The 15,623-nt window shown below is 29.3% G+C and carries 11 protein-coding genes; 10 read left to right on the top strand and 1 reads right to left on the bottom strand.

Going from position 1 to position 15,623, the window contains the following annotated elements; translation table 11 throughout:
• The first annotated feature begins 97 nt into the window (after nucleotides 1–97).
• From OW729_RS08570 to OW729_RS08535, 8 genes are all read left to right on the top strand, one after another.
• Nucleotides 98–2,527, top strand: a complete 2,430-nt coding sequence (locus OW729_RS08570) for a U32 family peptidase (protein ID WP_268061076.1) — start codon at nucleotides 98–100, stop codon at nucleotides 2,525–2,527.
• Between the two features lie 241 nt (nucleotides 2,528–2,768).
• Nucleotides 2,769–5,126 (top strand): endonuclease MutS2, encoded by a 2,358-nt coding sequence (locus tag OW729_RS08565; RefSeq protein ID WP_268061075.1) that lies wholly within the window; start codon nucleotides 2,769–2,771, stop codon nucleotides 5,124–5,126.
• 222 nt (nucleotides 5,127–5,348) lie between these two features.
• Nucleotides 5,349–5,624 (top strand): hypothetical protein, encoded by a 276-nt coding sequence (locus tag OW729_RS08560; protein ID WP_268061074.1) that lies wholly within the window; start codon nucleotides 5,349–5,351, stop codon nucleotides 5,622–5,624.
• 134 nt (nucleotides 5,625–5,758) lie between these two features.
• On the top strand, nucleotides 5,759–6,214 hold the full coding sequence (locus OW729_RS08555; protein ID WP_268061073.1) for a DUF523 domain-containing protein: 456 nt from the start codon (nucleotides 5,759–5,761) through the stop codon (nucleotides 6,212–6,214).
• Between the two features lie 266 nt (nucleotides 6,215–6,480).
• On the top strand, nucleotides 6,481–6,627 hold the full coding sequence (locus OW729_RS08550) for a hypothetical protein (protein ID WP_268061072.1): 147 nt from the start codon (nucleotides 6,481–6,483) through the stop codon (nucleotides 6,625–6,627).
• Nucleotides 6,609–6,755, top strand: coding sequence for a hypothetical protein (locus OW729_RS08545; RefSeq protein ID WP_268061071.1), 147 nt, complete (start codon nucleotides 6,609–6,611; stop codon nucleotides 6,753–6,755). The genes OW729_RS08550 and OW729_RS08545 overlap by 19 nt, the downstream gene beginning before the upstream one ends.
• Nucleotides 6,737–6,862 (top strand): hypothetical protein, encoded by a 126-nt coding sequence (locus OW729_RS08540; RefSeq protein ID WP_268061070.1) that lies wholly within the window; start codon nucleotides 6,737–6,739, stop codon nucleotides 6,860–6,862. Before OW729_RS08545 ends, OW729_RS08540 begins: the two co-directional genes overlap by 19 nt.
• 141 nt (nucleotides 6,863–7,003) lie before the next feature.
• Nucleotides 7,004–9,520, top strand: coding sequence for a glycoside hydrolase family 31 protein (locus OW729_RS08535; protein WP_268061069.1), 2,517 nt, complete (start codon nucleotides 7,004–7,006; stop codon nucleotides 9,518–9,520).
• Nucleotides 9,521–9,641: 121 nt separating this feature from the next.
• On the opposite strand, the gene OW729_RS08530 is transcribed toward OW729_RS08535, so the two are convergent.
• Entirely contained in the window at nucleotides 9,642–11,630 is a 1,989-nt protein-coding gene (locus OW729_RS08530) for an amylo-alpha-1,6-glucosidase (RefSeq protein WP_268061068.1), read from the bottom strand.
• Between the two features lie 305 nt (nucleotides 11,631–11,935).
• Between OW729_RS08530 and OW729_RS08525 the strand changes: the two genes are divergently transcribed.
• Both OW729_RS08525 and glgP read left to right on the top strand, forming a co-directional pair.
• A complete protein-coding gene (locus OW729_RS08525) occupies nucleotides 11,936–13,864 on the top strand; it encodes a glycoside hydrolase family 15 protein (protein ID WP_268061067.1) in 1,929 nt (642 codons plus the stop codon).
• Between the two features lie 76 nt (nucleotides 13,865–13,940).
• Nucleotides 13,941–15,560: an alpha-glucan family phosphorylase gene (glgP, locus tag OW729_RS08520; protein ID WP_268061066.1), complete on the top strand. Its 1,620-nt coding sequence runs from the start codon at nucleotides 13,941–13,943 to the stop codon at nucleotides 15,558–15,560.
• Nucleotides 15,561–15,623 lie beyond the last annotated feature (63 nt).

Raw genomic sequence — 15,623 nt, 5'->3', positions numbered from 1 at the left:
TATTTATGTATAAAATATACATTTTTTATCCTGTTAATTGGCAGAAGGTTTTGTTATAATGTATAATTAGGTGTGGGAAGGTAAGGAGAGATAATTTATGAAAAAAATTGAGTTGTTAGCACCAGCAGGAAGTATGGAAAGTCTTCATGCAGCAGTGCAAAATGGAGCAGATGCAGTTTACCTTGGAGGAGCTAAATTCTCAGCAAGAGCCTATGCTTCTAATTTTGATGAAGCGAATATGATAAAAGCAGTAGAATATTGCCATTTATATAATGTGAAAATTTATGTTACAGTAAATACTTTGATAAAAGAAGATGAAATTAAAGAAGCATTAGAATATATAAAATTCTTATATGAAATAGGTGTTGATGCTTTAATAATTCAAGATACAGGAATAGCAGAACTTGTATCAAGGAATTTCCCAGAGTTTCATCTTCATGCCTCTACCCAAATGACAGTACATAATGGGGAAGGAGCTATTCTTTTGAAAAAATTAGGGTTTTCAAGAATAGTTTTGTCAAGAGAACTAGATATTAATGAGATAAAGTATATTTCAAAGGAATTAAATATAGAGACAGAAGTGTTTATACATGGGGCTCTATGTATATCTTATTCAGGACAATGCCTAATGAGTAGCTTAATAGGGGGAAGAAGTGGGAATAGAGGGCGTTGTGCTCAACCTTGTAGACTTCCTTATGAAATTATAGATAAAGTATCAGGTAGAAATAAAAAAGGGTATATTTTAAGTCCTAAGGATATATGTACTATAGAAAATATTAAGGATTTAATAGAAAGTGGAACTAGTTCTTTAAAGATAGAAGGAAGAATGAAAAGACCAGAATATGTAGCGGGAGTTGTAGCTGCTTATAGAAAAGTAATAGATGAAGCACTTAACAATTTACAGTCTACTAATAGTGCGCAACTTAAAGGCCAGGAGCTTAATATAGGGGTTGGTAATTGTAAGTTACATCACAAAGAAAATGAAAAGTACAACCAAGAAAAAGAGAAGAAAAAGCTTCTTCAATTGTTTAATAGAGAAGGATTTTCTAAGGCTTATTTATTTGGTAATATGGGAAAAGATATGATGTCCTATAATTTTCCTAAGAATACAGGGATTGAAATAGGAAAAGTTAATAAAGATATGACTATACTTCTAAAAGAAGATATACACCTTCAAGATGGAATAAGAGTAAAAGAAAGTGGATTTACTATATCAAAAATATTAAAGAAATCTAAATCTGTAGAGGAAGCTTTTGCTGGAGACATAGTCTCACTAAAACCTTCTAAGTATAAAGTAGGAGATATACTTTACAAAACCTCTGATGTTAGACTTTTAGAAAATCTAAGTAAATCTTATATTGATATATATGGACATAAAAATAATTTAAAATTAATTGTTAAGTTTAGTGTTGGTCAGCCATTTACCTTAGAGACAGAGTATGAAGGAAAACCTTTTGAGTATGAAGCAGATATTGTACAGAAAGCTTTAAAGAAGCCTTTAGATAAGGAAAAAATAATAAATAATTTAAGAAAAACAGGAGATACAGCTTTTAATTTTAAAGAAATAGAGTTTGAAGTTTTTGAAGATGGATTTATGCCTGTATCAGCTATTAATTCTGCTCGACGTGAACTTATAAATAAGATAGAAAGTTTTATAAAGCATAAGGATAAAAAAATATTTAAAAAAGAGATAGATTTTAATAGAAATTATAGGGAAATTTTTCAAATGGACATACAAGGGCCTTTGGTTGTAGTGACTACAAAAGATCAGCTTAAGGCAGCACAACATATGAAAATTGATAGTATAGCTGTAGAAATGTTTATGAGAGACTCTAGTATAAATTTAGATGAAGTAAAATGCAAAAATGTATTTATTAAAACATTCTCTATAATAAAAGGTGAATTTGAAAATGTTTGTACTAAAATAGAAGAAAGGTTACCATACATAAAAGGTATAATTACTTCAAATTTAGGGATTATAAATAGATTTAAAGATAAAACTCTTATAATAGGAGACTATAAGTTAAATAATTTTAATAGTTATGGTATAGGATTTTATAAAGATTATTTGGATATAATTTCTATAAGTGTGGAACTTAATAAAAAAGAAATAACTAATTTAGTTAAAAAATCAGTACTTCCTTGTATAATGCTTGTTTATGGAAAAATAGAACTTATGATAAGTGAATATTGTCCTATAGGAAGTGTTTTGGGAAATAAAAACAGAAAGAAAGAGTGTAGTGGAGAATGTGAAAGAGGAAGTTTTGTTTTAAGGGATAGAAAGGGAGAAGAGTTTCCAGTAAAGACGGATAAGTACTGCAGAAGCCACATATACAACGGAACATCAATAAATTTAATTCCAAATTTAGATGAAATAAAAAAATTAAAGGTAAATTTATTAAGAGCTGATTTTATAGATGAAAGTTACGAAGAAACATTGGAAATATTGAAATCTTTAAAAGAAGAAGTCTTTAATAAGGATTTCAAAGGATTTACAAGAGGACACTTTAGAAGAGGAGTGGAGTAACCATTAATTAGGTACTAGACTGAAGGTACTAGGTCATAGGAAAAGAATAGAAAATAAAAGAGAATCACTAGTTGCTAGTCACTAGTCAATAATTGCTAAAAGAGCCGCAAAAGCTTTTAAACAAAGCAGTTAGCGACTAGAAATTAGAGATTAGAAAAGGAAAATCTAGGGTGTTTGACAAAAGTTTTATAAAGGCTAAAATCGACCTAGCATGTAGTAAAAGTAAGGGAGTTGAAATACATTGAATCATAAGTCATTAAGAGTTTTAGAATTTAATAAGATAAAAGAGGAACTTAAGAAATATACAGTAACAGGGGCAGCTAAGGATATTATAGAAGAGTTGGAACCTTATGATAATGCTTATGAGGTTAGAGAACATTTAGAAGAAACTAAAGAGGCTTTTCAGCTTCTTATAAAGAAAAGCGCGCCTCCTTTCGAAGGGTTATTTGATGTTAGGGAAGGAATTGAAAAGGCACAGAAAGGGTTTGTACTTCTTCCGGTACAACTTCTTAGAATTGCAAACTTATTAAGATGTTCAAGAAGATTTAAAGATTATATAAGTCATAAAGATGAAGAGGAATCTTTCAGAATTATAGAAGATATTTGCGCAGGACTTACTCCCCTTAAAAAGCTTGAAGATGAAATATTTGTAGCTATTATATCAGAAGAGGAAATATCTGATAGAGCTAGTTCTACATTATATAATATAAGAAGAAATCTTAAAGAAAAAAATTCCTCTATAAAAAATAAGGTGAATTCTCTTATTAGGAGTTATTCTCAATACCTTCAAGAAAGTATATACACAATAAGAGGAGAAAGGTATGTGCTTCCTGTAAAGGTTGAAAATAAAAGTTCTGTGCCAGGACTTGTACATGATCAGAGTTCATCAGGAGCTACTTTATTCATAGAACCTATGAGTTTAGTTACTTTAAATAATGAAATAAAGGAATTAAAACTCAAAGAAAAAGCAGAGATTGAAAGAATACTTCAAGATTTATCAGGCAAGGTGTATGAAAATGTAAGTATTATAAAGGTTAATGCCAATATAATTTGGGAATTAGATTTCATTTTTGCAAAAGCTAAATATGGTGGAAGCTTAAATGGAATAGTACCAAATTTAAATGAAGAAGGGCACTTTGATATTATAAAAGCAAAACATCCATTAATAGACCCTAAGATGGTAGTAGCTAATGATATTTATTTAAATAAAGGAATAACATCTATAGTTGTAACAGGGCCTAATACTGGAGGTAAAACTGTTACACTTAAAACTGTTGGTCTTTTACATCTAATGGCATTAAGTGGTCTTATGATACCTGCAAAAGATGGCTCTATTATAAGCTTCTTCAAGGAAGTTTTTGCAGATATCGGAGATGAACAAAGCATAGAACAAAGTTTATCCACTTTCTCATCTCACATGACTAATATAGTGAATATAATAGACAACGCAGATGAAAATTCTTTAGCTCTATTTGATGAATTAGGTGCAGGAACTGATCCTACAGAAGGAGCTTCTCTTGCGGTATCAATATTAGAAGAGTTAAGAAAAAGAGGAAGTAAAGTGGTAGCTACAACTCACTATAGTGAACTTAAAGCTTATGCCTTAAAAGTAGAAGGCGTTGAAAATGCTTCCGTAGAATTTGATGTGGAAACATTAAGACCTACTTATAGATTATTAATAGGGATTCCAGGAAAGTCAAATGCCTTTGAAATATCAAAAAGACTTGGACTTCCATCTTATATAATAGAAGATGCAAAGGAAGGTATTTCAAGTGATACATTGAAATTTGAAGATCTTATACAAAGTCTTCAAGATAAAAACATAAAAGCTCAGAAGGATGTGCGTGAAGCTGAAAATGCTAAAGAAGAAGCATTAAAAATAAAACAAAAATATGAAGAAAAATTAACTAAGCTTCAAAATGTAAGGGAAAAAGCTGATATAGAAGCTAAAAGAGAAGCTAAACAAATCATAAAAGAAGCAAAAGAAGAGGCAGATAAAATATTAAAAGATATAAGAGAACTTGAAAGAATGGGATATTCTTCTGAAGTTCGTCAAAAATTAGAAGAGAATAGAAAGAAACTTAAAGATAAACTTGATAATGTAGAAAGTGATATTAACAAGCCTAAAGAAGGTGGAAAAGAACTTAAGAAGGTTAATGAAGGGCAAGAAGTGTATCTTCCTAAGTTCAATCAAAAGGTTATAGTTCTTTCTAAACCTGATAATAAAGGTGAGGTACAAGTACAGGCAGGGATAATGAAGATAAGTGTAAATATAAAAGACCTTAGAGAAATAGATGGGAATAATAAAAACAAAACAGAAAATAAAAAGAAACGTTTAAATTTGAATTTAAGACAAATATCATCTTCAGTGGATCTTCGTGGAATGGATTCAGAAGAAGCAGTTTATACAGTAGACAAATATTTAGATGATGCTTATTTAGGTGGACTTGGTGAGGTTACTGTTATTCATGGTAAAGGCACAGGAATACTTAGAAAAACTATAACAGACATGCTTAAAAGGCATCCTCATGTAAAAAACTATAGGCTTGGAGCCTATGGGGAAGGTGGAGATGGAGTTACTGTAGTTGAACTTAAATAATAACTAACTATTTTCAAAGAAAATTACTATGAATAAAGTTGAAAAATATAGTAAAATCAAATTGTCTAAATAATTTAGCAATATATAATTTATTTTAGTTCTTAATTTTAATTGAAAAAGTTCAGAGATTAACAAACAGAGTTCTTGGTTCCCGATGGAGTCTTACTCTAACGGAAAGTTGGAAGTCGGATAAATATTCTGATAAAACAGGAGGAAAAAAAATTGTCTCTTACTATTTTAATTGTAACTTTTACAGTAACTTATATTGTTTCTTCTATAATATTTACTGCTCTTAACAAGAGTAATCTTCAACTATTTGTTCCTATTCAGAGATTAATTAAAGAAAGTGGAAAAGAGAAGATAATAAGAAGGTTTAGCTGGTTTGTAATGTTAGTTTTATTTTCTGTTGTTTTTGGAATCACGGGTGTTAATGTATATGTAGTAATTATCTTAAGTATAGGCTATGGATGCATAGATACTATTTTGAGAGAACAGTAAACTTAGTAATACGTTGCCAGATACTAGTGATGTTTAAATTAATTTTATGTGAAGTAGAGAATTTTTTAATGTCAGTTAATAGGGATTAGCAACCGGTTACTATAAGCATATATCAAAAAAAGGTGGTGATTTGAATGATAGTAATAAGTGCCTGCCTTTGCGGAGTTAATTGTAAGTATAGTGGGGGAAATAACTTAAATGAAAAGGCTTTAGAGCTTTTAAAACAAGGAAAAGCAATCTTAGTTTGTCCTGAACAGTTAGGAGGACTTACAACTCCAAGATTGCCCCATGAAATAGTGGGTGGAACTGGAAAAGAGGTTTTAGAAGGAAAAATTAAGATTTTAAGTAATGAGGGAGAAGATTCTACAAATAAATTTGTAGAGGGAGCTTATGAGGCTTTAAAACTGGCAAAATTAGTTGGAGCTACTAAGGCTATTTTAAAAGCTAAAAGTCCTTCTTGTGGATGTGGGGAAATATATGATGGAAGCTTTAGTGGTAAGAAAATAGAAGGTAATGGAGTGACAGCAGAGTTATTTTTGAAAAATGGAATTAGGGTCTATACAGAAAATCAAATCGAAGAGATAATTTAAATATTGGGCTATGAAAAATATAGGTACTAGAATAGGGATTAATAATTAACCTAATCTAGTACCTATAAAACTATAAAAGATCAAAAATTTAAATCATACCTAATTTAAATAAGTTATTTACAAGTCAATAATTACCATATATAATCAAAGGTATAGGTATAATAAAAATTTTCATAATATTATACATGTTTATTCAAACGTTTGCATAAATTTTATCCGATGTCTAGTCATTCTAATATTTCCATCTTTTTCAATGGGAATAAAGAATGGCACGACCCTGGATAACGATTTCTAAACTTTCAGATGGAGTAAAAATTCCTTCTGAAACTAAGAACTCTGTTTATCCGATGTCTAGTCATTCTAATATTCCCATCTTTTTTAATGGGAATAAAGAATGGCACGACCCTGGATAACGATTTCTAAACTTTCAGATGGAGTAAAAATTCCTTCTGAAACTAAGAACTCTGTTTATCCGATGTCTAGTCATTCTAATATTTCCATCTTTTTCAATGGGAATAAAGAATGGCACGACCCTGGATAACGATTTCTAAACTTTCAGATGGAGTAAAAACTCCTTCTGAAACCAAGAACTCTGTTTATCCGATGTCTAGTCATTCTAATATTCCAATCTTCTTTAAGTGTGAATAAAGAATTGTACGACTCTGGATAACGATTTCTAAGCTTTCAGATGGAGTAAAAACTCCTTCTGAAAGTTTAGAAACCTGTTTATTAATGTATTTAACTCATATGAAAAATGGATAAAATATTATTTTTATTGGAGGGATTTATATGAAAACAGAAAAAGAGAAGGAACTCAATAGAAAAATGGTTTTAGATTATGCAGGTGAAAAATCTAAGGAAAAAGAGAGAGAAGAATTTGATATTAATAGAGAGTTTGTTCATTGTGGAGATTTTGAATTAATGTTAGTTAAAAACAATAGTTTAATGTTTAAACTTACAAATTCAATTGTTAAATTATATGTTCTCTCAAATAAAATAGCTAAGATTGAAATGTTTAAGTATCCTAAAAAAGACTATTCAGATGGAGAGAAAGATAAATTTTTTAAAAAGATTTGTGAAAAAGAATTTAAAGCTAGCCTAGCAATATACAAAAAACAATGGAATAACTTTAAATTTGGCGTAGAAGAAGCTAAAGATAAAATTTTTATAGATACAGGCATGATAAATATTGAAATTAATAAGCGTCCTTTTAATATTAGATATTTACATGACAAAATGATTATAAATGAGGATTTTGAATCTAAAGGGATGGGGAGTTTTGGACAAGGAGTATGTGCATATAAAAAATTAGATAATAGTGAGCATTTTTATGGTTTTGGAGAAAAAACAGGTGGATTAGACAAAAGACAATGGGAAACTATTCAATGGAACACAGATAATCCAGAAGAACATAACGACGAAACAAAATCATTGTATTGTTCTATACCTTTCTTTATAGGTTTAAGAAATAAAAAAGCATATGGGATATATTTTGATAATACACATAAGACATATTTTAATATGGGAAAAGATGATAGTGATTATTATTATTATTTTGCAGCTGATAAAGGTGAACTTGTATATTACTTTATATATGGGCCTTCTATGAAAGAAGTTATAGAAGGATATACAGAAATTACAGGAAGAATGAAAATGCCACCTATGTGGTCTCTTGGTTATCAGCAATGCAGATGGAGTTATTGTCCAGAAAATCAAGTACTAGAACTTGCTAAAACATTTAGAGAAAAGGATATACCTTGCGATACTATTTATTTAGATATAGATTATATGGATGGCTTTAGAGTTTTTACATGGGACAAAGAGAGATTTCCTAACCATAAAGATATGATAAATCAGCTTCATGATATGGGGTTTAAGCTTGTAACTATAATAGACCCTGGTGTAAAAGTAGATGAGAAATATAAAGTCTATAATGAGGGAACAGAAAACAATTATTTTCTAAAAGATCATAATGGAAATATTTTTAGTGGTAAGGTATGGCCTATGGACTCAGTTTTTCCTGATTTTTCTAATAATAAAGTAAGAACATGGTGGGGAAATTTAAATGCAGAGTTAATAAAGCAAGGAGTAGATGGTATATGGAATGACATGAATGAGCCTTCTTTATTTGACACTAAATCAGGAACGTTACCTAAAGATTTAGTTCATAATAGTGATGATAGAACTATGTTTCATGAAGAATTTCATAATTTGTATGGAATGATAGAAGACAAAGCTACCTTTAATGGAATAAAAAATGCTTTTCCAGATAAAAGGGTTTTCTTATTGTCTAGAAGTGGATTTGCAGGATTACAGAGATACTCTGCTTTGTGGACTGGAGATAACCAAAGTTTGTGGGAACATATTAAATTATCTATTCCAATGAATTGTAACTTGGGGCTTTCAGGTATATCTTTTATTGGAAATGATATAGGAGGATTTGGAGGAAATTGTACTTCAGAACTATTGATAAGATGGACTCAGTTAGGAACATTTATTCCAATGTTTAGAAATCATAGTGCTATTGGAACAATAAATCAAGAACCATGGGCTTTTGATAAACAAACTGAAGATATATGCAGAAAATATATAAAATTTAGATATGAATTGTTACCTTATTTATATAATTTATTTTATGATTCTGTAAAACATGGAGAACCAGTTTTAAGACCACTTATTTATGAATTCCAAGAGGACAATGAAGTTGTTAATATAAATGATGAATTTATGTTTGGTGAAAATGTACTTATTGCTCCTATACTTGAAAAAGGGTGTACAGAAAGGAAAGTTTATCTTCCACAAGGAAATTGGATTAATTATTATACAATGGAACAACATAAAGGAAAAGCTACTATAAATGTAAGTGCACCACTTGAAATTATACCTGTATTTGTCAAAGAGGGATCTATAATCCCTAAATATAAAACTGCATCATCTACTAGTACTATAGATAAAAATATTTTATTATTAGATATTATACCTAATATGAATTCAAAGGCAGAGTATAACTATTATGAAGATGATGGAAAAAGCTTTAATTATGAAAAAGGAGAATATAACATAACTAAGATTTCTCTAGAAGAGAATAGAAATAAATATAAGTTAGAAGTGAAGAAAATATATAAAGGTTACGAAAAATCTTTTGATAAACTTTATGTAAACATAATAAATTCTGTACAACCACAAAAAATTAAATTTATGTGTAAAGATAGTGAGATTTCTGACATAGCATTTACTTACACTAATAATACTATAAGTTTTAATATAGAAACTAAAAATGATTTTTGTATAGAAATTCAAAAATAATTTTGTTGTTGTTTAGTAATTATTTCAGTAAAATAAATTTTTATTAAAATGAGTCTGTATGATTCTTAATAAGAACCATACAGACTCATTTGTTTTAAATATTTTATAGTTAAGTATTATTTTAATTTAATTTAATATCTTCAACAAGACACCTTAGAAGTTCTCCTGTAGACCATGCCTGAGCAAAACATCCTCCAGAAGTGTGAGGAGTATCTCCGTCAAATACTTCATTTATATGATTTATACATACTTCATTTAAATGGTTTATTAGAGGAGTTACAAAATTAAGGGCAGCATGGGTATCATTATAAACTTTCATGAAGGCTGTAATAAAATGTCCCATAAGATGGCTCCAAACCGTTCCTTGATGATATGCACTATCTCTCTCATAGCTATCTCCTTTAAATTCTCCTTTGTATTCCTTGTCAATAGGACTTAAACTTCTAAGACCGTAAGGAGTAATCAAATGTTTTATTACAGTATCAATAATACACTTTTCTTTTTCATAATCTAACATAGTAAAAGGAAGACTTACAGAGTAAATCATATTTGGTCTTATTTTTGTATCTTTAAATTCATCTCTTACAACATCATAAAGATATTTGCCTTCATTATACCAAAAAATTTTATTAAAGCTATTTTTTATTTTTTTAGCTAAATTTTCATAGGTGCCTTGTATATAATTTAAACTTTGGATATCTGAAATACTTTTAATATTAAGTACAATCTCTTTGTATAAATATTCAAATGTCATTAATGAATTATACCATAGAGCATTTATTTCTACAGCTTTACCATGTCTGGGAGTTGGAACAAAATCATTTATTTTTACATCCATCCAAGTTAGTTGAGTACCCTCAAATCCACCTGTAATAAGACAATCTTTATCCATTTGTATATTGTTAATAGTTCCTTTAATATGATGTTCAATTATAGATTTTAATGTAGGCATAATTTGTAATATAAAATTAATATCTTTAGTATATATATAATACTTGTATATTGCATAAAAATACCATAATGATGCATCTATTGTATTATATAAAGGATCTACACCATCATCAGGAAACATGTTAGGCAGTATTCCTTTATTTAAATATTTAGAATAGGTTTCTAGTATGTTTTTTGCATCATCAAACCTTCTGCTACACAATGTTAAACCAGTAAAAGAAATCATCGTATCTCGTCCCCAATCAGTAAACCAAGGATATCCGGCAATAATAGTTTTAGAATTTGTAGAGTTCCTTTTCACAATATAAGCATCACAAGAATAACATAATTTTTTTAAAATTGGATTTTTATAAGGTGAGTTATTAATCATATTTAGTATTCTCATTTTTTCATGGTCAATTATTTGGAAAGCATTTTCTGATAATATATCTTCTTCATCAGATAGAACTGCTTGAAATATAATGCCTATATTTACTTCTGAATTTTTGGCAATATCTATTTTAAAATATCCTGGGATAAAATGGTTGTCTATAGGATTTAAGCCTCTTATTTCTTCATCTACATAGTACATGTTTTTATAAATTTTTTTTTCTTCAACAAACTTACCTAAAGAACAATAAATATTAAGATTAAGATCATTGTTTATCTTAACATTTAAATGATTATTTGTATGAGAATATTTTAAATTCAAATCTTTTACTAATGAATTATCATGATGGTCTCTATTGTTTAAGAGCGGGTATAGTTTAAGGGATATATTTTCAGTAGAATTTTTAATGTTATAAGTAACCGCTGTAACATTAGAATTATATTTTAACCCAATAGTTTTTTCTATACGTATACCATTTATTTCGTATACAAATCGAGGTAATGGATTAAGAACAAAATCTACTTGATTTTCATAGCCTTTGTCATATCCATTAAGTATTTGATTAGAACATGGTTTATATTGATTGTTATTCATTTCAATAAACTCATTAATTTTAGAAACTAGTAAGTATCTTTCTGTAGGTGGATTTATAGAAACATTTAAAAGAGAATGATATTTTCTTATATTTGCACCTATTACAGTAGAAGAACAAAATCCTCCAAGGCCATTGGTTAGTAAGTATTCCTTATTTATTCCATTTTCAAAAGTATCAAATTTATTGATTTTCATTTTAGTAAGCCTCCATATTAAATAATAACGCTTACACTTTGCATATGAGTAGTTTAAATATAATATAATATAAAATTTGGAAAAAATAAAGAAGGAAAATTTTCAAAATATATTACATTTTTGAAAAATCTGTGATATACTATGATTAATAAATTAGTGCAAACGTTTGCGCAAATTTTGCATATGAGTTAATAATTAATTTTAGGTAGCTTATGTTAAAGAGTTACGAAAAAATAGCTTTAAAAAGTAGGAAACTATTTTATGATTTATTTTAAGTAATAAAAATATGTAGCAGGAGGTGTTTTATGAATAACAAGGCATATTTGATAGATGGTGTAATAGGAAATTCAAAATTATTATTGTCTATGCATAAAAATGGGCAAGTAAGTAGAATGTGGTGGCCATCTATTGATTTGTATCAGCATGCAGATGAAATATCTGATGGGGTTTATGTAGAAGATGCTAGAGATATGCTATGGAGGAATGAAGGAGAATGGGAATATTCTCAAGGATATATTAAGGATACAAATATACTTAAAAGTAAAGCTTTACATTTAAAATATAATATTGAAATTGAATCAATAGATTTTTGTACATTAAGACAAGATATTGTGGTGAAAAAATATATAATTAAGAACAATAGCTCAAAAGGATTAGATTTAAAATTTATATTTAAATCAGGATTTGCGATTAAAGATAGTATTAAATTTAATTCCTTGTATTTTGACAAAGAAAACGATGCACTGGTTCATTATAAACAGGATTGTGTTTTGGCAGTAGGAAGTTCTGAAGAAATAAGTGAGTACACAGTTTCAAATGTAAAAGATCAAGCCGAACTTGGAAAACTGAACGGAGATGATACTGCTCAAGGCACAGAAGGAGCCTTATTATTTGAATTAAATCAAGTAGATTCTGGTGAAGAAAGAGTAATTACCATTTTTATTACCCCAGGAAGAAATAAAGAAGATGCTCTAAGGTTACTTCAAAATGCAAAGAAATTGAAGGCAGAAAAACTTTATTGTGATACAGAGAAATATTGGAATGAATATCTAAATAAAGCTAATAACATAGATATAATAGATGACGGGTTGCAAAATCTGTATAAAAGATCTCTTTTAGCAATAGCATTGATGTATAACAAGGAGACTGGTGGATTTTTAGCAGCTCCAGAGTTTGATGAATATATAACCAAAAGTGGGGGTTATGGATTTTGTTGGCCAAGAGATGGTGCATTCATAGCAAACGCAATGTTAAAAGCAGGATATGAAAATATGAGTAAAAATTTTTATGAATGGGCAGTGAATGTTCAGGAGAAGGAAGGGTTTTGGGATCAAAGGTACTATATGAGTGGATTAAAAGCACCTACTTGGGGAGTGCAAATAGATGAGACAGCTTCTGTCGTTTGGGGGATGAATGAATACTATAAACAAACTGGTGATAATGAATTTATTAAATATATATGGGATAGCGTGTATAAGGCAGCAGAATTTTTATGTAATAGTATAGATTCAGAAACAAATCTTCCAATACCTACTATGGACTTATGGGAAGAGAGAAAAGGAGAACATACTTATTCTTGTGCTGCAGTTGAAGCAGGTCTTAGAGGGGCAGCTAATATAGCCAAGGAATTAGGATACAATGAATATGAAAAAAAATGGAGAATATGTTCTGAAAAGATTAAAGAGTCTATAGAATATAATTTATGGAATAGTGCAAGACAAAGTTTTTATAGAGGAGTAAAGCTTATTATAAATAGAGATGAGTATGACAAACTTAAGGGTTCCAATGAAAAGGTATACTACTGTTTAAGAGATGGCAAATATGATGAGTATTTGAAATATTATGATGATGTAGTAGATGTGTCACTTTTAGGAATAAGCTATCCTTTTAAAACTTTAGAAGATACAAATGAAAAAATGATTAAACAAGGAGAAGCAGTAGAAAAATATTTATGGGTAAATAAAGTGGGAGGAATAAAAAGATACGAAAATGATGCTTATATAGGGGGAAATCCTTGGATTTTAACAACTTTATGGTTAGCAATCCATTATAGCAATGTAGGAAATAGAGAGAAAGCCCAAAAATTAGTGGAGTGGGCAGTAGAACATAGGACATATTTAGATTTGTTACCAGAGCAGATAGATAAAGAAAGTGGTGAAATAGCTTGGGTTGTACCTTTAGCTTGGTCACATGCAATGTTTATTCTTTCTATGTTAGAAATATATGACAACTAAATAGATAATAAAATAAAAATGTAAGAATTATAAGAGTGTGTAAAGAAATTTTAATATTATAGAGGAGTGAATTTATATGTATAAAGGTAAATATCCAAATGTTGCATATTTATGCATGGAATATGGTTTAGAGTCTGACTTTAAGATATATGCTGGTGGTCTTGGAATTTTAGCAGGAGATTATTTAAAAGGAGCAAAAGATCTTAATGTACCAATAATAGGCATAGGAATAAAATGGAAACAAGGGTATTCAGACCAAAGAATAGATGAAAGAGGAAAGGCCTATGACTCATATTATAACAATGCTTATAGTGATTTAGAAGACACAGGTATGAAAGTTACTGTGAAGATAAGAAAGAGAGATGTTGTATGTAAGGTTTGGAAAACTGAACAATATGAAAATAATCCTATATATCTATTAGATACAGATATACCAGAAAATGATGGTGATGATAGATGGATAACAGGACAACTATATGGATGGTTTAAAGAAGAAAGAATTGCTCAGGAAATAGTTTTAGGAATTGGAGGAATTAAATTATTAAGAGAACTTGAGATACCTATAGATGTATATCATTTTAATGAGGGACATGCGGTATTAGCAGCTTTTGAATTAATAAAAGAGAAAATGGAAAGTGGTTGTACTTTTGAAGAAGCATGGAAAAGGACTAGAGAAGAGATTGTATTTACAACTCACACTCCTATAGTTCAAGGAAATGAGTCCCACACAATCGAAGCCTTAGAATATATGGGAGCTTTTAATGGACTTACTAGAAAACAAATAATTAGGATTGGTGGGGAACCATTTAATATGACTGTTGCTGCATTAAGACTTTCTAGAAAATCTAATGCTGTTTCAAAGCTACATTCAGTAACTTCTAATAAAATGTGGAAAACAACATCAGGAAGAAGCGAAATAATAGGAATAACAAATGCAATACATGTTCCAACATGGGTGGACAAAAGAATATTAAATGTTGAAAAAGACAGTGATAAATTATGGGAAGCTCATATGGAAATAAAGAAGGAGACGGTAAGTTTTATAAAGGATAGAACAGGGTCTCAATTAGATTCAGATAAACTTCTAATTGGTTTTTCGAGAAGAGCAGCGACTTATAAGAGAAGTGATTTAATATTTAAAGATAAAAATATAATAGAACCTTTGCTTAAAGATGGAAAAATACAAATTGCTTTTTCAGGGAAGGCTCATCCATTGGATGATACAGGAAAACAAATAGTTCAGAATCTTGTAGAAATGATGAATAAATATCCAAATGCTGTAGTATTTCTTGAAAATTATGATATGAATATAGGATCAGCACTTACGAGGGGATGCGATATATGGTTGAATAACCCAAGAAGACCTTTGGAAGCTAGTGGTACATCTGGTATGAAAGCTGCTATGAATGGAGTATTAAATTGTTCAATACTAGATGGATGGTGGCCTGAAGCATGTGTTGATGGAGTAAATGGATGGCAGTTTGGAGATGGATTTGAAAGTGATAATATAGAGGAATTAGATAGACATGATTTGGAAGCATTATATGATGTGCTAATAAATAAAATTATCCCGACTTACTACAACAACAAAGAAAAATGGATAGAAATGATGATGAAAAGTATAGCTACAACTAAGGAAAGCTTTTCTGTAAACAGAATGATAAGAGAATACTATGAAAAACTTTATATAAAGTAGATATTAAATGTTCTTTAGAAGTAAATTCAAATAGATTCGATAAGGTCTATCTTAAACTGTGTT

The sequence above is a fragment of the Clostridium brassicae genome (genome assembly GCF_026738875.1).
Classification (GTDB): Bacteria; Bacillota; Clostridia; order Clostridiales; family Clostridiaceae; genus Clostridium_H; species Clostridium_H brassicae.
The sequence above is the reverse complement of the archived record's forward strand: the minus strand, read 5'-3'. Positions and strand labels throughout refer to the sequence as shown.

Excerpts from the sequence above, each read along its gene's own strand:
- OW729_RS08525 (WP_268061067.1), top strand. The coding sequence starts at position 11,936 with ATGAATAACAAGGCATATTTGATAGATGGTGTAATAGGAAATTCAAAA.
- OW729_RS08550 (WP_268061072.1), top strand. The coding sequence starts at position 6,481 with ATGGCACGACCCTGGATAACGATTTCTAAACTTTCAGATGGAGTAAAA.
- OW729_RS08530 (WP_268061068.1), bottom strand. The coding sequence starts at position 11,630 with ATGAAAATCAATAAATTTGATACTTTTGAAAATGGAATAAATAAGGAA.
- glgP (WP_268061066.1), top strand. The coding sequence starts at position 13,941 with ATGTATAAAGGTAAATATCCAAATGTTGCATATTTATGCATGGAATAT.
- OW729_RS08555 (WP_268061073.1), top strand. The coding sequence starts at position 5,759 with ATGATAGTAATAAGTGCCTGCCTTTGCGGAGTTAATTGTAAGTATAGT.
- OW729_RS08570 (WP_268061076.1), top strand. The coding sequence starts at position 98 with ATGAAAAAAATTGAGTTGTTAGCACCAGCAGGAAGTATGGAAAGTCTT.
- OW729_RS08535 (WP_268061069.1), top strand. The coding sequence starts at position 7,004 with ATGAAAACAGAAAAAGAGAAGGAACTCAATAGAAAAATGGTTTTAGAT.
- OW729_RS08545 (WP_268061071.1), top strand. The coding sequence starts at position 6,609 with ATGGCACGACCCTGGATAACGATTTCTAAACTTTCAGATGGAGTAAAA.
- OW729_RS08540 (WP_268061070.1), top strand. The coding sequence starts at position 6,737 with ATGGCACGACCCTGGATAACGATTTCTAAACTTTCAGATGGAGTAAAA.